The organism is Bacillus sp. 3255, from assembly GCF_031456485.1.
In the GTDB taxonomy this organism is placed as follows: domain Bacteria; phylum Bacillota; class Bacilli; order Paenibacillales; family NBRC-103111; genus Paenibacillus_E.
Window position 1 is genome coordinate 1 of the sequence record NZ_JAVDUS010000030.1, and the last position, 18,272, is coordinate 18,272.

Sequence of the window (18,272 nt, forward strand, 5' to 3'; positions counted from 1 at the left end):
CGCGCCGGCCCGAATTCGCGGAATAAGGTCCGCTGTGTCCGTTAGCCCGCCGGGGAAGTGAGCGGCCAGGGAGGTGCTGTGCCGTTCCCCCGCCGTCGCTCGCGCTAACGGACACCACGGCCGCTATTCGCGCGCAAATCGGCGCGACGCGATTCTAACGGACACGGGAGTCCTTATTTGCCGGTTTCGGGGCAAATTCATGCCCGCCGACGCCAAATAGCGTCGCCGGTGTCCGTTAGAATTCCGCGCCGGCCCGAATTCGCGGAATAAGGTCTTCTGTGTCCGTTAGCCCGCCGAGGTCCAGTCGGACTAGTCGGGCCAACCGGCCGACCGACCGACCGGCCGGCACCCGGCAGCGAGTGCAGCGCAGACCGCCGATGAAAGAAGCCTGAGGCTCGGCCTCAGGCTTCTTTGGCGTTCCCTCAGCCCCGTCAAACAATGACTATCGCCGGCGGATAATGACTATATCAAGGGCTCAAGCCTTGATTTATAAGGGTTTTGCAGCGTAATACAAGACGTGCAGGAATGACTATGGACGGCAACGGAGGGAGTCTCCTATGATGCAGAGGTGGCAAGGCAAACCGCACTGAAAGCGAACATATCACCATGCAAGTGGTAGAAAGGAAGGGGTTTATGAGCACTCAAACTGCAGCAGCCCACACGGTGCTAAGCAAGACGACGTATCGCAAACAGCAGGCAAGGCGCATGCTGCGAAACCGGTGGCTCTATCTGATGCTGCTCCCCGGCATCTTATATTTTCTGATTTTTAAATATGTGCCCATGTACGGCGTGTTGATCGCGTTCAAAAATTATCAGCCGTTTCTCGGCTTCTGGGACAGCCAGTGGGTCGGCATGAAGCATTTTGACCGGTTTTTCGGGGATCCGCTGTTCTGGAAGCTGCTGCGCAACACATTTATTTTGGCGGTATACAATATCGTTTTCTTCTTTCCGCTGCCGATCGTGATCGCCTTAATGCTCAACGAGCTTCGTGTGGAGCTGTTCAAAAGGACCGTGCAAACGGTCGTGTACATTCCGCATTTCATGTCGTGGGTCGTTATCGTCTCGATTGTGTACTTGTTTTTTACGACGGAGGGCGGACTCATTAATGAGGGCATCAAGTTCCTTGGCGGTGAGAAAATCAATTTCCTGCTCAGTCAGGATTGGTTTCGAACATTCATAACCGCAGAAGTGATTTGGAAGGAAACCGGTTGGGGGACGATTATTTTCTTAGCCGCACTGGCGGGCGTCGACCCCGGACAATACGAAGCCGCCCGGATTGACGGGGCGAACCGGATGCAGCAGATGGTGCATATTACGCTACCGGCGATTCGGTCCACGATCGTGATTTTGTTGATTTTGCGTTTAGGCCATTTCCTGGACACCGGTTTTGAACAAATTTGGCTTATGCTGAACGCGATGAACCGCGAGGTGGGCGAAGTGTTCGATACTTATGTCTATGCGACGGGAATTTCGGAGGGCCAATACAGCTATAGTACGGCCGTCGGCTTGTTCAAGTCGGTTGTCGGATTGGTGCTTGTTGCCGCTTCCAATTATTTGGCCAAAAAAATGGGCGAAGAAGGCATCGTATAAGCCGTATGGAAAGGGGGCTGCCGAATGGTTAAGGACCGTTCGTTCGGAAGCCGGTTATTTGATTGTATCAATGTTGGATTGTTAACGATATTTGCGCTGGTGACATTCATTCCTTTCATTTATATCATCGCAGGCTCGTTCGCGACGCAAAAAGAATTGCTCCAGCGGGGGTTCATCCTGTTCCCGACGGAATTTTCGCTTAGCGCATACGAGTATATTTTCTCGACAGGCACGCTGATGCGCAGTATGGGCGTGACGATTTTCATCACGATAGCGGGGACGCTTATCAACATTATGATGACCTGTCTGATGGCCTATCCATTGGCCAGGAAGGACTTGGACTACCGCAAGCCGATCCAGCTCGCGGTCATCTTCACGATGCTGTTCGGCGGGGGGATGATCCCGACATTTCTGGTCGTCAAGCAGCTTGGCATGATCGATACGTACTGGTCGCTGCTCATTCCCGGTGCAATCAGCGCTTTTAACCTGATCATTATGCGCAATTTCTTCCAGCAAATGCCGGACGGCCTGGAGGAATCGGCCAAAATCGACGGCTGCAGCGACCCGGGCATCTTGTTCCGCATCGTGATCCCGCTGTCCCTGCCGGCGATTGCGACGTTCTCGCTGTTTTACGCCGTAGGCCACTGGAACACATTTTTCAGCGCCGTGCTGTACATCAACGATTCCACCATGTGGCCCATTCAAGTACTGCTGCGGCAAATTGTCATCATGTCCGACGGCGGAGGACTCGGCGATTCCACATCGCTTGCCGCCGACTTTGTCCAGCCGCCTGAGCAAAGCGTGAAGATGGCCGTTATCGTCATATCGACACTGCCGATCCTGGCGGTCTATCCGTTCCTGCAGAAGCATTTCGCCAAAGGCGTGCTGTTAGGTTCCGTGAAAGGGTAAACTGTTTCCACAGTTTCTCGATACATGTATCATATACAAAAAGGGAGGACGAAACATGAAACAAACAACAAATCCAAAAGCAATCGCCCTGGCGTCGCTGCTGACCCTGACGGCTGGAGTAGCCGCAGGCTGCGGAGGGGGAGGAGCAGCCGCTCCTGGCACAGGCAGCGCAGCGCAGCCATCCGCTTCAGCGGAAGCCGCAAAGCCGGCGGCTCCTTATAAACTGTCCATTATGATGCCGAGCTTCAATCCCGAGCCGATGTCGACGGATGGAGAAATTTTCAAAAAAATTCAGTCTGCCACCAACACGGAGCTGAAGCTCAATTGGGTACCGTCGGCAACATACTCCGACAAGCTTAGCGCAACGGTCGCTTCAGGAGAGCTGCCCAGCGTCATCACGGTGCTCAATCAGAAGGTTCCCTTCATCGTGAACTCCGTTCGTTCGGGCATGTTCTGGGAAGTTGGCCCGTATTTGAAGGATTATCCAAACTTAAGCCGCATGAATCCCATCGCCCTGAACGCGATTTCCATCGATGGCAAAGTGTACGGGATATACCGGGAGCGCGATTTGGCCCGTGACGGTGTTACGCTGCGTAAAGATTGGCTCGATAATCTCGGCTTGAAGGAGCCGAAGACGATCGATGAGTTTTATAAGGTGCTGAAAGCGTTCACGAATGACGATCCGGACAAGAACGGTAAGAACGATACGATCGGGCTTGTCGAGCAGCAGGTGCCTGCGGGCTGGAGAAGCATGCTGGCTTGGCACGGCGGTCCTGCCGATTGGGAAGTGAAGGACGGGAAGGTAACGCCTGCTCATCTGTCGCCTGCTTATCTGGAAACGATGAAGTTCTATAAGAAGCTCTATGACGAGAAGCTGATGAACCTCGATTTCGCAGTTGTCAAAGACGGCCGCCAAGTGATGAACAAAGGCACAGCCGGCGCATGGGTCGCCAATCTGAATGACGCCAACGGCATTGAGGAGCAGGCTAAGAAGGCGGATCCGAAGGCGAAGGTGACGCTGGTCGGTGCGCTGGAAGGGCCGAAAGGGCTGCGCAGCATTGCAGGCACAGGGTCTTACGGGATCTTCATGATTCCGAAAACGTCCGTGAAAACGGAAGCGGAATTGAAAGCGATCCTGAACTATTTTGACAAGCTGTCCGATAAAGAGATGCAAAACATGCTGTATAACGGCATCGAAGGCCGCCAATATACGGTAGAGAACGGACAGTACAAGAAAACGGCGGATCCGAAGATGCTTGTCGAATACGGAATGGGCGATTCTTCGCAGCTTGCCGTGTTAAGAGATCAGGTCACCACTTTCGGGCCGGAGCTCGTGCATCAGCGTGATATTGTGTGGAAAGAAAATGCGAAAATCGCGATTGAGAATCCGGTCAATGCGTTCATCTCCGACACCTACAGCGAGAAGGGCAAAGAGCTGGAGAAGCTGATTGAGGATGCCAGAACGAAGTTCATCATGGGTGCAATCGATGAGAACGGCTGGAAGAAGGCGGTCGACCAGTGGCTGCAAAACGGCGGAAGTAAAGTGATTGAGGAATATACGGCCGAATACAACAAAGCTGCCAAGAAGTAAAGCTGCAGGCCGGTTTGGCAGGAGGGTCTGTGATTTATCCCCATGACGCAGACCCTTAATGATATACTGAAAGATAACGGACAGGTCACCCAGAAATGCCTTCGGAGGAGATAATCGGGCATGAATACACATCCATATTTACGAAAACTGATCGTGCTTACGCTCGTTGTGGGGGCTTTTCCAGTGCTTATCTTAGGGTGGTACTCCTATACGTATTCATCCCGCACGGTGCTGGAAAAAGTGAACGAAAGCAACGAACAGTTGTTGAGACAAACGCAGCTGCGGGTCGAGCAAACCTTAAAAACGATCGATTACTCAGCCTCGCAGCTGCTGAACACCCCAATGGTCTCGGGCGCCATCGGCAAGAGGCTTGCTTATACGGATACGGATCTGATTACGGATATGTACGATAGTTTGATCGGGATCCAGACCTTTGAGCTCGGGATTAAGGATGTTTTCCTATACAGCATGGAGAAGGATTGGTTGATTTCCAACTCGGGTCTCAATGAGCACAGCCAACTGAAGATGAAGGATCTTTTGCAGGATTTCGCCCGTATGCACCAAGGCTCCAAGTGGGTTAGCATGGATGTTTCCGAATATGTCGAGGCCGATCCCGGACTGACGAGCCATCCCCAGACGATCATGAACATCAAGAAATGGCCGATTAACTCGCTCAATCCACAAGGCATGCTGGCCGTCATGCTAACGGGCAAGGAAATGAACAATTTGATTAATTTGGACGGCAGCTCGCATGGGCAAATCTATATTGTAGATGAAAACGGCAAAATCGTTGCTCACTCGGAAGCGGGTTTGATCGGCAGCGATTTATCGCATGAAGCATATATGCGCCAAATCGCGGAATCCGGCGAAGGGACAGGGTTGTTCACATCCCAAATCCACGATGAAGATATGTCGGTGTCCTACCGGAAATCCACGTATAACGGCTGGATTTACATCTCTGCGCTGCCGATTAGCGAGCTCACGAAGCGGGCGCAGGGGATTGCGTGGACATCACTATGGGTGAGTCTGATCGCCTTGATCGCCTCCGTCGTCGTCGCCGTTTTCGGCACGCGGAGCGTTTACAGGCCGGTACGGAGCATCTACCGTACATTAACCAATGAGAAGACCGTTCGCGGGGCGAAGGACGAGTTCGGCGTCATTCGGGAAGGCATCCAGTCGCTCTTGACCAATCAATCGAAGATGCAGTTCCAATTGGCCGGTCAGCAGGAGCATATGACGGAACTGCTCGTTCGCAAAATGCTCGCCGGCGAGGCGAAATCGTCGGAGATTCAAGATCGGCTTCAATATTACGGCTATACGCAGGAATGGGACCGCATGCGCGTCCTGCTTCTGCAAATCGATGACTTGTCGGGCAGCCGTTTTGACGAGAAGGACCGCGACTTGCTGCTGTTCGCCATCGGCAATATCGTGTCCGAGCTCGTGCCGAGCCAGGAACGGCTTGCGCCGATCGTGTATCAGGATGCCGTGCTGCTCATCGCCGGTTCGCAAGCAAGCTCCGAGGGGGCTTTCAAGGAAAAGGTATACGAGATCGCCGTATCTATACAAAAAGCAGTGAAGCGGTACTTGTCCATCGAAGCCAGCGTCGGAATCAGCCGAAGCTTCGCGCATTGGATGGATGCCGAGCAAGGCTATGCGGAGTGTGTGGCAGCCTTGAAATACCGCGTTCAGCTCGGGAGGGAGGCGGCATTGTTCATCGAGGACGTGCAGCCTAATAAAAGCAAGGACGTTCATTATCCCAAAGAATCCGCTGCACAGCTCATCGATGCGATTCAATCGTTCGAACCGGCTCGTGCGCAGGAGGCATTGGCTGTATTTATTGCGAATGCCTCGCAATCCGCCGGCAGCCACAACGATTATCAGCTGTCTTTGGTTCGGCTGCTGGTCGATTTGATCCGCTTGCTGCAGGATTCAGGCATATCGTTGTATGAATTGAACGAGAGGGAGCGGTCGTTGTTCGACGACCTGCTTCATCTGCACGCGCCCCGAGACATTGAAGCCTGGTTCTTCGAACAAATTATCGAGCCTAGCGTCCGGCTGCTGGAGCAGTCAAGGGATACGCAGTTCCGCACGATATCCGATGAGGTGAAACGGTTGATCGAGGACGAGTTCGATACCGATTTGACGCTTGAGAAGTGTGCGGCCCGAATCAATTATCATCCGCAGTATATCAGCCGTGTGTTTCGTCAAGAAACGGGCATCAATTTCGCCGACTATTTGGCCCAATACCGTCTTCATATGGCAAAACGTTGGTTACGCGATACGAATATGACGGTGACGGATATCGCTGACAAGCTGAAATATAACAATCCGGCTAATTTCATCCGGTACTTCCGCAAGATGGAGGGAATAACTCCCGGACAGTATCGGGGGAAGCCGGAAAGGTAACAGGCGGTCTTCGGGTCCCCGCTCGACGAGGGGGAGGGATCTGAAGACCCTCTTATAAGGACATGCCGAAAGCGCTTACCTGTACGTGGCGAGACGAGGAAAGGCGGTCTCTTCGGTATGCCTTGTTTAATAACCTATTATTTGCATTGGAAAGAGAGGGATTAGTCGATTGATAAGGCGAATAGCATGCATGGCAGTTCTGGTTGCGAGTCTGTGTTCGTTCAACCATGTGTTCGCTGCTGTACCGTCGACCATGCTTGCCTCCATCGCGCCTCAGAAACAGGGCGATATGTTCGTCGTTCAAGGAACGACAAGCTTGGAGGAGGTCGTGGTGCTCATTCTGCGTCCGAATGAGACGATGCTGGAAATGGATCAGCTGAGCAAGGAGCAGCTGCGCGCGGGCAAGACGGTGACGCTGCCTGCCGATAGTCCTGCCGGTACGTATACGGTGAAGGCGGGCGCAGGGAGGGATTGGGCCGAAACGGCGTTTGAGGTCGCAGCGAAGGACCGCCCTGAGGAGCCCGGACCGGGTTCAGAGCCTGGACCAGGTCCGGGCCCCGGTGGCGGTGAAGCCGGTGGCGGTGAAGCCGGAGGCGGTAATGGCGGCAACGGCAGCAACGGCAGCAGTGGCAGCAGTGGCGGTGGAAATAACGGAAATAACAACGGAAATAACGGCAGTCACGGGTCTGGAGAGGCAACGAGCCCATCCGCAGGCGGCACCGTCAAGCTGGCGGTGCTCCCTGCCGGCAAGCCGGACGCATCCGGATTGGCCAGAGCAGCCGTAGGGCAAGCGGAGATCCAGTCCGCTTACGACGAAGCAGGCAAGGCGTCGTCTTCTCCGAAGGTGATTCTGGAAGTACAGCACACGGAGGGCGCTTCCGGCTACGAGATTACGCTGCCGGTCTCCTTCCTGACAGCGGGCGTTCCGGGAAGCAAGCTGGAGATCCGGACGGAGACCGGCCGTCTGCTCTTGGCAGGCGGCATGTTCAAGCCGGACGAAGCAGCGGGTGTGAAACAGGTGACATTCACAATCACGCTGGCAAGCAAAGATGCGCTGCCGGAGAAGGTCAAGTCCGCAATCGGCGGCCGCCCCTTGATTGATGTGAGCGTGATGCTGGATGGCCATCCGGTCGCTTGGTCGAATCCGGATGCCCCGGCCGTGATCTCCATCCCGTACGACGCTGCGCCTGCGGAGCTGAGCAATCCGGACGGCATCACCGTTTGGCACATCGACAGCAAAGGGAATGCGGCTCCCGTGACAAGCGGCAATTATGACGCTGAAACCGATACGGTTACGTTCAAGACACCGCACTTCAGCCAATATGCCGTCGTCTATGCCGTGAAGTCGTTCAGTGACTTGTCCGGCTACCCCTGGGCCAAGAAGCAAGTGGAAGCGCTCGCCGCCAAAGGTATCGTGACTGGGGTGACAGACGATGCGTTCGTGCCGGAAGCTGCGGTCAAACGTGCGGACTTCGTTCTGCTGCTGGTAAGAACGCTAGGCTTGTACGCTTCTTTCGAGGAAAATTTCAACGATATTCATCCTGACGATTATTACTATGAGGCGCTGGGCATTGCTCGTAAATTAGGTATCGCCGACGGTTCGGGCAAAAACCTGTTCCAGCCGGATAAAGACATTTCCAGGCAGGAAATGATGGCGCTTACGGCGAGAGCGCTCGGTCTTGCTAACAAGCCCCAAGGTTCAGGAACCGCCGCCTCAGCAGCCCCATTCAAGGATGCCGATCAAGTATCGGCGTATGCGGCAGCTGCCGTGCAGGCGCTTCTTGCCTCCGGCTACATCGAAGGCAGCGGCGGCTTCCTGCACCCGCAGCGGAGCACGAGCAGAGCCGAAGCGGCCGTCATGCTGTATCGGATTTATAGTCAAACAAGGGGGTTATAACGAATGCTGATTAAGCTGAAAAAGATATGCGCAGTATGGACGGCAGCCGCTTTGCTGGCTGCAGCCGCCGCCGGTCTCGCGCCACAGCCCGCTCAGGCGGCGGGCATCGAGCTCGAGGCGGATTATGCGGTGTCGGAAGGACCGCTGGTCCGCACGGAGCAATTCAACAATACGAACTATACCCCGCTGCCGGTCCACGTCGTGGATGAACTGAAGGGGCTGAAGACGAAAGTCGTACGCGATTTCGTGAAAATCAACTGGTACTACAATAAAGATGCAGCGAACGGCGACTATTTGGCTTATTCGATCGACGATCCGCGCAACGCCGACAATCCCGACTTGCTCAGCGCCCGTAAGGAAACGTACGATTTCATGTCGCAATTCTCGGAGTCGCTCTTGATCTCGCTTGCTTATTCGTACGGAGGCGATGCCAACCCGGCCAAGAACAGATTGATCGCCGGGGAAACGGAAATGAACTGGCCGGAATTCGATAAGGCGATGAAGAAAATCATTTATACGCTCAAGACGAAAAATCCGAAGCTGGAATACATCGAGGTAGGCAATGAGCCGAATCTGGAGCCTGCCTTTTACGGACATGTGAAGGACGATATTCCCGGCTACATGCGGATGTACCAAGGCATGTCCGAGGCTGTCAAATGGGTGAATACGCAAGGTCTTGCCGGTCAGTCGCTGAAGGTCGGCGGGCCCGTGCTGTCCGGATACAATTTCGAGAAGCAGAAGCAGTTCGTCGACATCAGCTATGCGAACGGCTATCAAGTCGATTTCGTATCTTGGCACCGCTATCAAGAGGATGTCCGCATGAACGAAACGCAGGAAATTCAAATGAAGAATTACTTGCGCCAGTATTACCCGAATGCGATCACGATCGTAAGCGAGTACGGCTGGAAAGGCGGCGGCGGGCTGAGCGATGCGACGAACAATGTAGGCCTTGCCAAGCAAGCGGCCTTTATGACGGATTCGGCTTATTTCTACGCGCGCGGAGGAACAGACATCCCGATGAACTGGGTGGCCGTGCATACGCTGAACGCCTACTTCAAAAACCAGTTCGACGTCGATTATGCACTCAGCAACGGAGATACGTCGAACTGGCAAACCTTTACCAGCCGCAATGACAAGCCGCTTCAATACCTTAATCTGCGCGGTTGGCGGGAGTCCGCATCTTCATCCAAGCCGATGAAAATCAAGGAAATCCGGTTCTTTGACAGCCAAGGAGAGCCGATTCCGATTCCTAACCCGGCTAATGATCCCAATATCGCAGCGGTCACGGACCAGGACGATTCGACGCAGTTCACACAGGCGGACTACTGGACTTGGCTGAAATTCGACTTGGGGCCTTCCGCTCTGGCAATCGCAAGAGTAGATATCAAGTGGGGCAACGCCGACATCAATACATTCCAACTGATCGGAACGGGAGATAAGCTGAATTATTACGAAGTGCTCGGCAAAACGTTCTATACACCGTATTTCAATACGATGAGGATGTTCGCCCGGCTCGGGGATACACGCGTGAAGACGACAGGCGGAAGTACGGATATCTACGGTACCCGGATGCTCGCCACCAAGAATAGCGACACCAAGGCGACGATGATGGTATGGAACAAGCAGGGCGATGGCACCGTATCTTCCAATGTCAATGTGCATGTGACCAATCTTCCGGCAGGCTTTCAAGGGAAAAGCGTGCGATACAAGACCTATGTAGTTGACGAAACGCACAGCAATTATGCGTACAACAAAACGGACGATCTGCAGATCGTTGAGGAATCGATTGTGAATGCAGCGGATGAAATCGTACTGGGACAAACGCTTGAGAAAAATGCCGTTATGCTCATCGAGCTTGAAGCGGTTGACCCCAGCATCAAGAATATTGTTTCCGCAGGCAAAACGGTTACTGTTTCCCCGGGGATGAGCGGCGGCTCGAATCTCGTCGACGGCAGCAGCGAGACATCTGCCATCGCTGCGAGCAGTACCTATCCGCAGTCGGTCGTCGTGGATCTGGGCAAAGCGTACCATTTGGCCGGAATGCAAATCGATTGGACGAACAGCGCTTCCCGAGGATTCCGGTATGCCATATCGACAAGCCTGGATGGCAGCTCATACACCGCAGCTGTCGATAAGACCTCGCCGGACTATGTCCCATCGCCTGGGAACAGTCTTGAATGGTTCGGCGGTAAGGCCCGGTACGTCAAGCTGACGGTAACCGGTTCCACTTACGACGGGCCGCTCTCGATCGACGAGGTGAAGGTTTTTGCGGAAGCGATGTACAAGAATGCGTTCGAAACCGCCGGGGAACGGGATCTGTCCTCCTGGACGATGACGGGATACAGCAGTGCAGCAACGCCTTGGACAACGATTACGGATAGCGTATATAACAATACGTACGTCCAACCGGTTAACGTGTATGGAGCAACGCCGAGTTTTGCGATTTTCGGGGAAGATTTGAAGGATTACGGCGTGGAAGCCCGGGTCAAGGTGGCTAATAGCGCTTACCAAGGCAATGTGCAGATGGGGTTGCTGGCAAGAGCGAGCACGTATAACAGCCATTATTATTTCAAAATGATTCGATCAGGCACCGTCCAACAGGCGGTGTTGGAGAAACGCATTAACGGAACGGCGACCGTGCTTGCCTCTTACAACCTGCCTTACAACATTGCTTCCGACAGATGGTATAAGCTGAATCTGGAGCTTGCCGGCAGTACGATCACAGGCTATATCGACGGCGTCAAGGTCGTTGAGAGTACGGATACAGGCCGGACCAGCGGCAAATTCGGTTTGAGAAGCCATGAAGCGCTCGCTGATTTCGACGATGTGAAGGTGTACCCGATTGTTCCGCTGCTCGGCGATATTGCCGTGAATGGCGTGACCATCCAAGGCTTCGATCCACGGATTAACCATTACACGGTTCTGGTGCCTTCTTCATCCAGCACCGTGAACATAACGGGGGCGGTGTACGGTACGGCGAATGCCGCCGTTGCGCCTGCGTCCGGGACGGTGACATTTGACAGGGTGGGACAAGAGAAGAAATTCACACTTGCCGCTCTATCCAACGAAGGCAGCGGAGCCAACTACTATACGCTGACGCTGCGGCAGGCTAGCTCGGATACGACGCTTAGCTCGTTAAGGCTCTCGGTCATTACCGACAAGCTGACGGCTCCGGGGCAAAAGCTGCCGGAAACGAGCATTGCGCTTGTTCCGGGGCAAACGGAATATCACATTCAAGTTCCGTCCAGAACCGGCTACGTGAAAGTCGTGGAGGCCGTGCCGACGGCAAGCAATGTGGCGAGGACGCAAATTACGGACGCTGTTCTAACGAATGGGACCGGGATCGCGAAAGTGCTGGTCACCTCGGAGGCGGGCACGATGACGGCGTATACGCTGCATATCCAAGCGAATCCGGAAGCGCCGGTTGGAACGATTTTGTACGAAGAGAACTTCGAGAACGGACAGTTTAATCAAGATAGCGCTGCCGGCTGGAGCAACGGGGCATCGCCGAACGGGGCCGCCTCTCATCTGCGGATTGCGGACGAAGACCAGGGCAAGGTGCTGGAGAAATATACGACGACTTCCATGGCTTTCACGGTCGGCCAGAGCGCATGGACGAATTATGAAGTGAGAGCAAGAGTGAAGGCTCAGGTCGGCACCTCGCTGCCTGGCGTCATCGCCAGGGCGTCGGACGACGGCAAAAACTTCTATATGCTGCGGATTCATAACGGCACCAACGGGTTGCCGGGAGGCAGTACAGGTTATATGGCACTGGGTCGCATTGTGAACGGAACCATCAAGGAGCTGGACAGCAAAAAAATTCCGTACCCTTATATCGTCGGCAACTGGTACCAGTTGAGATTGGTTGTGGACGGCAATCGCATCCAAGGATACGTCGATGACAATTTGATTTTCGACGAGACGGATAACGGCGCGCTGTTCCCATCCAACCCGCCGGCCTTGACGCAAGGCAAAGCGGGGATTCGGGTAGCGAATCAAGCGGCCAGAATCGATGATTTCCTCGTCGCCGAAATTGCGGAGGATACGGAGCCAGAGCCTGGGCCTGGGCCTGGCGCAGAGAAGCCTTTCACCGTTACGCAGAATGGTGCGCTGATCCGAACGCATGGCTTGAGCGCGAGCGTCGATGTTGCGCCCGCAGCGGGAGCAGCCGACCATGCCGGAACGGAGGTCGTTTACTTCCAGCTGGTGAAAGGGACGACGCCTGTCGCCCATGTGGCGCTGGAGAGCGATATCACTTCGGCCGGCCGGCTTACGGGACACTTCGATGTGGCTGATCCGGATAATACGAATTATAACGTTCGTGTCTTTGTCGTAGACAAGTTGGATTGGCAAGACGAGACCCTGCCGGTTCCGCTATCGAACAAGCTGGAATTGGTACGTTAATGACTATAGACGAAACGGTTTGAGCGCGCTTACAATTTGGGTATCCTCACTGGTAACGCGCGGCCGGGGAGGCAGCATGGCAAACAAGGAGTGAATAATGAGATTGAATAAGCTGAGATTAAGCGGACGTTCTATTAGTCTTCTCGCTGTTGTTTGGTTCGTTGCAAGCTATACGCTGAATCTTCCCGTCGCCGCCGCCGCCGAAACCATTGTGTTAACCAAGAGTACGACATACCAAACTATTGACGGCTTCGGGGCAGCGGCCAATAAACCGGTATACGACCTGCAAACCGGTATGAGTACGGCCGTCCAAAATGAAATCCTCGACAAGCTGTTTCTTAACAGCGGTTCCAATGCGGGACTCACCGTTGTCCGATGGGAGATTAATCCGTTCAAGCCCAGCGAAGATTCCTCGGGAGTCGAGATTTCGTATTGCGGCTGGAACGGCTGCACCGAGGATTGGACCACCGATGCGCATCAGCGCTGGTTCGCGGATCAAGCGCTTGCGCGGTACAGTCCCATGCAATTCTATGCGGTTCCCTGGAGTCCGCCATCCTGGATGAAGGATACGGGAACCGTGAAGGGCGGCCATCTGCTGGCGGCGCGCTATACCGACTACGCCAATTACTTGGCGAGATGGGTGCAGAAGTATAGGAATGACTTCGGCTACAATATCAAATGGCTCAGCATCCAGAATGAAGCTGATTACGAGAATGCGCAATGGGCGACAGCCCGCTATTTCAATGCGGAGATGGACAGCTTCGTCGGCTATTTGGATACGGCCCTGACCGCCAAAGGTGTAAGGCCGCAGGTCAAACTTACGGCTCCGGAGGCGACCTCGGAGAATGTAGCGATGAATTTTCTGAACAATATGCCGGCTAATGAAAGCAAACTGGATTATATAGCTTACCATAATTACGGTAATAACAATGCTGCGTTGTACGAGGAAACCAAGCCGAAGCTGATGACGGAATATAATTTCAAGGACGAGAGCAACAATCTTTGGAATCCCGGCGATGCGGCATACGATAACCAGCAGGCTGTCGACCTGGCGGCCAACATCCACCGGGCGTTGACAGCCGGCGGCATGAATGGGGCAAGAGGGTATCTGTACTGGTGGAGCGTCGGCAAGGATGAAAGTTTGGCCCAGCAGCTGATCAATTTGAATACGAGCAGCGGCACGTATGCCACGAGTAAGGTGTTGTATGCCATGGGCAACTTCAGCCGTGTGATGCGTCCGGGGTACGTGCGAATCGGGGCGGTGTCCAGCCATCCCTCGCTGCTGGCCGTTGCCACCAAGATCAATTCCACAGGCAAAGCGCAGCTTGTTGTCGTGAATACGTCTAGCTCCGACATCACGGCAACCGTGAGCGGGTTCGGCACATCCTCTGCGGCTGCGAGCAAGCTCAAGACGAGCGCCACGGATAATCTCAACAACATGGCGGATGTCGCTTTGTCGGGCGGCTCGTTTACAGCAACATTCTCGGCCAAATCCATCTACTCGTTTTCGGAGAAGTAGGTTTGGATCGGGACGAAGTCAATAGGCACCATTGACGGCAAGGACTTCCATTGAGCCATTTATATGGCTCGGGGAAGTCTTTTTTTACAGTCTGTATGATTTTTCGAATACAATTCCTGGATTATCGGTAAAAAGCCAGATTGTATTCTATATTTCATATACAATTAAGGATTTTTCCCTCTTTGTGCAATATGTATATGATTTTTCATATAGAATCTGGAGGGGAGTGCCGGGGCGGACCTGTTCGGTGACGGCTGTGCGGTCGAATAACATCGTGCTCAGCTAAGTCCCCGACACACGGGGAAGCCCCCCGTTATGCATGTAAATTCTGGATGACATAACCCGTCTGCCCTCCGTTATGCATGTGAATTCTGGTTGGATAACATAACCCGTCTGCCCCCCGTTATGCATGTAAATTCTGGATGACATAACCCTTCTGCTGTGTTACTATTTGATAAAATCGTGTTACTGCACACGTTAACATTGGAAAAAGGGGGAAGACGGATGAAACAAAGATGGGCTGCACTTTCCATGGCATTGGCGCTTGCTATTGGCCTAACGGCCTGTAAGTCGGATAAGCCGCAGCCGCAGCCAAGCGCACAGACAACTCCGACGGCCCAGACCGCACATAGCGCGAAAACAGAGCTGGTGCTCGCTATCGGGGGCGAGCCGGAGACCGGTTTCGATCCCACAACAGGGTGGGGTCGCTATGGATCGCCGTTGTTTCAGAGCACGCTGTTGAAACGGGATAGCGGGATGAACATCACGAACGATTTGGCGACGGGATACGAGGTAAGCGCGGACGGTACCGTCTGGACCGTGAAGCTTCGCCAAGGAGCGAAGTTTAGTGATGGCAAGCCTGTTACATCCGCAGATGTGCAGTATACGTACCAAGCGGCGGCGGCAAGCGGTTCGTCGGTCGATCTGAGCAATGTCCGGAGCGTTGAAGCGCCAGATGAGCTGACCGTGAAGTTTACATTGAAGGAACCGCAATCGACTTTTGCCCAGATGCTCGTGTCTACGGGGATTGTTCCCAAACATGCGCATGGGAAGGAGTATGCGATGAAGCCCATCGGCTCCGGCCCTTACAAATTGGTTCAGTGGGATAGAGGGCAGCAGCTGATTGTGGAAGCGAACGAGAACTATTACGGGACGAAGCCTTTTTTCCAAAAGCTCACGTTCCTCTTCCTTGGCGAAGATGCGGCATTCGCGGCTGCGAAGGCGGGAACGGTCGATATGGCGGCCATACCGGCTGCATTCAGCAAGCAAGCGGTGAGCGGGATGGAACTGATCGCCGCGAGGACCGTGGACAACCGCGGCATCATGTTTCCTTATGTGAAGTCCGGCGGAAAAACGAAGGAAGGCTATCCGATCGGCAATGATGTTACGGCAGATAGGGCTATTCGCCAAGCCATCAATCTCGCGCTGGACCGGAAAGCGCTGGTGCAAGGCGTGCTGGAAGGGCACGGAACGCCGGCCTACACGCTGAATGACGGGCTTCCTTGGTTCAATCCGGAGGCTGTCATTCCGGATGCCGATATGCCGGCGGCGATTAAGCTGCTTGCCGATAACGGCTGGCACGATACGGACGGCGACGGGATTGTGGAACAAGGAGGCTTGAAAGCCGAGTTCAGCCTGCTTTATCCGTCCAGCGACTTCACGCGGCAATCGCTGGCGATTGCGTCGGCGGATATGCTGAAGCCCTTGGGGATTAAGGTCCAAGCGGAGGGGAAGAGCTGGAGCGAGATTGAAATGCTGATGCATGCGAATCCGGTTCTTTTGGGCTGGGGAAGTCATGATCCGCTAGAAATGTACAATGTCTATAGCAGTAAATTCGGCGGCGTCGAGTATTACAACCCAGGCTATTACAGCAACTCCATGGTTGAAGATTACATGACGAAGGCTCTGCGGGCGACGGGCGAACAGGAGGCCTGGTCCTACTGGAAGAAAGCCCAATGGGACGGTGCAACAGGGCTGAGCGCCAAAGGCGATGCGCCTTGGACATGGCTGGTTAATATGGACCATCTGTATCTGGTCAAAGCCGGATTGGATGTCGGCAAGCAGAAGATTCATCCGCACGGCCACGGCTGGCCGGTCACGGATAACATTGAGGAATGGCGATGGAAATCTTAATTCGCAGAGGGTTCGGTCTCATAGGCTTGCTGTTCGCGGTAAGTGCGATTTCGTTCATGCTCGTACATTTGTCCCCGATCGACCCTGTTCAGGCTTATGTAGGAGCCGATATGCTGCGGGTCAGCGCGGAGCAGCGAGAGGCGATCATGCAATACTGGGGATTGAACGATCCGCCGCTCGCCCGTTACTGGAACTGGCTGACGGCTGTGGCAAGCGGGGATATGGGAACGTCTATGATCTATAGACGGCCTGTGCTTGAGGTGATCGGCGAGAGGTTCGCCGCATCTCTAGCGCTTATGGGGGCTGCATGGCTGCTGTCTGGACTCATCGGATTCACTGCCGGCGTACTTGCAGCGATGAACCGAAATACGCGGCTCGATAAGCTGATCCGGTGGTATTGCTACACGCTGTCGTCAACGCCAACCTTCTGGGTGGGACTGCTGCTGATGCTCCTATTCTCCGTATGGCTCGGCTGGCTGCCGGTCGGGCTTGCCGTTCCCGCGGGCGTCACGGCGGATCATGTGCAATTCATCGACCGCGTGCGGCATATGCTGCTGCCGGCGCTGACGCTAAGCGTCACAGGAATTGCAGCGATTGCGCTGCATACGAGAGAGAAGCTGCTGGATGTGATGGACAAGGAGTACTGGTTGTTTGCCAAAGCCCGGGGCGAGCAGGGGTTCACTATTTTCTGGCGGCACGGGCTTCGTAACGTGGCGATGCCTGCGATTACGCTGCAGTTCGCTTCGTTCAGCGAACTATTCGGCGGCGCGGTCCTCGCCGAGCAGGTGTTCTCGTATCCCGGATTAGGGCAGGCTGCCGTCGAAGCGGGGCTGCGCGGCGATATCCCGTTGCTGCTTGGCATCGTATTGTTCAGCGCGGTATTCGTCTATACGGGGAATACGGCTGCGGATCTCATCTACCGCTTGATTGATCCGAGAATGAAAGCAGGCAGGCGGTCATGAAGCAATCACAGCGCGCCGAACGGGCGCTCATGAAGCTTCACTACCGGCATAAGCTGCTTCTCACATCGGCGGTTGCCCTGCTCCTGCTTGGCGCTATTGTCGCAGCGTCCGTATGGCTGGATGCTTCCGGGCTAAGCACGGATCTGGGGCAGCGCAACTTGGGGCCGCAGGCACAGCATCCGTTCGGGACGGATTGGCTCGGCAGGGATATGCTGACACGGACGATCAAAGGACTTACGCTCAGTCTGGGGATCGGGCTGACGGCCGGGGCCTCCAGCGTAGTTATTGCAAGCCTGATGGGACTTGCCGCCGCGACGCTCGGGAGGACGGTCAACCGTGCCGTCAGCTGGCTGACGGATTTATTCCTCAGTGTGCCTCATTTGGTGACACTCCTCTTAATTGCCTTCGTGCTGGGCGGAGGGGCCAAAGGCATCGTGATCGGTGTCGCCTTGACGCATTGGCCGAGCTTATCCCGGGTGATTCGGGCCGAGGTCATGCAGCTTAAGGCTTCACCGTATATCGCCATCTCCCGCAATTTCGGCCGATCCAGCTGGTGGATCGCGACCAGGCACATGCTTCCTCATCTGCTGCCGCAGCTCTTGGTCGGCATGATTCTGATCGTGCCGCATGCGATTCTCCACGAGGCCTCGATCACGTTCATCGGGATGGGCTTATCGCCGCACGAGCCGGCGATCGGCATTATTTTATCGGAGTCGATGCGCTATCTGTCTTCCGGTCTCTGGTGGCTGGCTTTGTTTCCCGGATTATGCTTATTACTGCTCGTACGTGCGATTGCCATGCTTGGAGAGAACTTGAAGCAGTGGGTCGACCCCAGGCATGCGCATGAACAATAAAAACCAG

Annotated in this window: 10 protein-coding genes; all 10 read left to right on the forward strand. The window is 54.6% G+C overall.

Annotated features, from left to right (window positions below):
• The first annotated feature begins 633 nt into the window (after window positions 1-633).
• The 10 genes from J2X61_RS33305 to J2X61_RS33350 all read left to right on the forward strand — a co-directional run bounded on the left by J2X61_RS33305 (window position 634) and on the right by J2X61_RS33350 (window position 18,265).
• On the forward strand, window positions 634-1,590 hold the full coding sequence (locus tag J2X61_RS33305; protein WP_274469805.1) for an ABC transporter permease: 957 nt from the start codon (window positions 634-636) through the stop codon (window positions 1,588-1,590).
• Window positions 1,591-1,614: 24 nt separating this feature from the next.
• Window positions 1,615-2,499: a carbohydrate ABC transporter permease gene (locus J2X61_RS33310; protein WP_274469804.1), complete on the forward strand. Its 885-nt coding sequence runs from the start codon at window positions 1,615-1,617 to the stop codon at window positions 2,497-2,499.
• Window positions 2,500-2,554: 55 nt separating this feature from the next.
• Window positions 2,555-4,090 (forward strand): extracellular solute-binding protein, encoded by a 1,536-nt coding sequence (locus J2X61_RS33315; protein WP_274469803.1) that lies wholly within the window; start codon window positions 2,555-2,557, stop codon window positions 4,088-4,090.
• A 120-nt stretch (window positions 4,091-4,210) separates the two neighbouring features.
• Window positions 4,211-6,496, forward strand: a complete 2,286-nt coding sequence (locus J2X61_RS33320; protein ID WP_310194487.1) for a helix-turn-helix domain-containing protein — start codon at window positions 4,211-4,213, stop codon at window positions 6,494-6,496.
• A gap of 190 nt (window positions 6,497-6,686) precedes the next feature.
• The gene (locus J2X61_RS33325) at window positions 6,687-8,393 is read left to right on the forward strand and encodes an S-layer homology domain-containing protein (RefSeq protein WP_310194489.1); all 1,707 of its coding nucleotides are present in this window, start codon (window positions 6,687-6,689) and stop codon (window positions 8,391-8,393) included.
• A 3-nt stretch (window positions 8,394-8,396) separates the two neighbouring features.
• Window positions 8,397-12,797, forward strand: a complete 4,401-nt coding sequence (locus J2X61_RS33330) for a 3-keto-alpha-glucoside-1,2-lyase-like domain-containing protein (RefSeq protein ID WP_310194494.1) — start codon at window positions 8,397-8,399, stop codon at window positions 12,795-12,797.
• Window positions 12,798-12,894: 97 nt separating this feature from the next.
• A complete protein-coding gene (locus J2X61_RS33335) occupies window positions 12,895-14,316 on the forward strand; it encodes a glycoside hydrolase (RefSeq protein WP_310194497.1) in 1,422 nt (473 codons plus the stop codon).
• Between the two features lie 504 nt (window positions 14,317-14,820).
• Window positions 14,821-16,449 carry an ABC transporter substrate-binding protein gene (locus tag J2X61_RS33340; protein ID WP_310194500.1) on the forward strand — a complete coding sequence of 543 codons (1,629 nt, stop codon included), beginning with the start codon at window positions 14,821-14,823 and terminating at the stop codon, window positions 16,447-16,449.
• On the forward strand, window positions 16,437-17,411 hold the full coding sequence (locus J2X61_RS33345) for an ABC transporter permease (RefSeq protein ID WP_274469797.1): 975 nt from the start codon (window positions 16,437-16,439) through the stop codon (window positions 17,409-17,411). Before J2X61_RS33340 ends, J2X61_RS33345 begins: the two co-directional genes overlap by 13 nt.
• Complete coding sequence (locus J2X61_RS33350) at window positions 17,408-18,265, forward strand: ABC transporter permease (protein WP_274469796.1); 858 nt, start codon at window positions 17,408-17,410, stop codon at window positions 18,263-18,265. The genes J2X61_RS33345 and J2X61_RS33350 overlap by 4 nt, the downstream gene beginning before the upstream one ends.
• Window positions 18,266-18,272: the final 7 nt, after the last annotated feature.

Excerpts from the sequence above, each read along its gene's own strand:
- J2X61_RS33340 (WP_310194500.1), top strand. The coding sequence starts at position 14,821 with ATGAAACAAAGATGGGCTGCACTTTCCATGGCATTGGCGCTTGCTATT.
- J2X61_RS33320 (WP_310194487.1), top strand. The coding sequence starts at position 4,211 with ATGAATACACATCCATATTTACGAAAACTGATCGTGCTTACGCTCGTT.
- J2X61_RS33335 (WP_310194497.1), top strand. The coding sequence starts at position 12,895 with ATGAGATTGAATAAGCTGAGATTAAGCGGACGTTCTATTAGTCTTCTC.
- J2X61_RS33310 (WP_274469804.1), top strand. The coding sequence starts at position 1,615 with ATGGTTAAGGACCGTTCGTTCGGAAGCCGGTTATTTGATTGTATCAAT.
- J2X61_RS33345 (WP_274469797.1), top strand. The coding sequence starts at position 16,437 with ATGGAAATCTTAATTCGCAGAGGGTTCGGTCTCATAGGCTTGCTGTTC.
- J2X61_RS33350 (WP_274469796.1), top strand. The coding sequence starts at position 17,408 with ATGAAGCAATCACAGCGCGCCGAACGGGCGCTCATGAAGCTTCACTAC.
- J2X61_RS33325 (WP_310194489.1), top strand. The coding sequence starts at position 6,687 with ATGGCAGTTCTGGTTGCGAGTCTGTGTTCGTTCAACCATGTGTTCGCT.
- J2X61_RS33330 (WP_310194494.1), top strand. The coding sequence starts at position 8,397 with ATGCTGATTAAGCTGAAAAAGATATGCGCAGTATGGACGGCAGCCGCT.
- J2X61_RS33305 (WP_274469805.1), top strand. The coding sequence starts at position 634 with ATGAGCACTCAAACTGCAGCAGCCCACACGGTGCTAAGCAAGACGACG.
- J2X61_RS33315 (WP_274469803.1), top strand. The coding sequence starts at position 2,555 with ATGAAACAAACAACAAATCCAAAAGCAATCGCCCTGGCGTCGCTGCTG.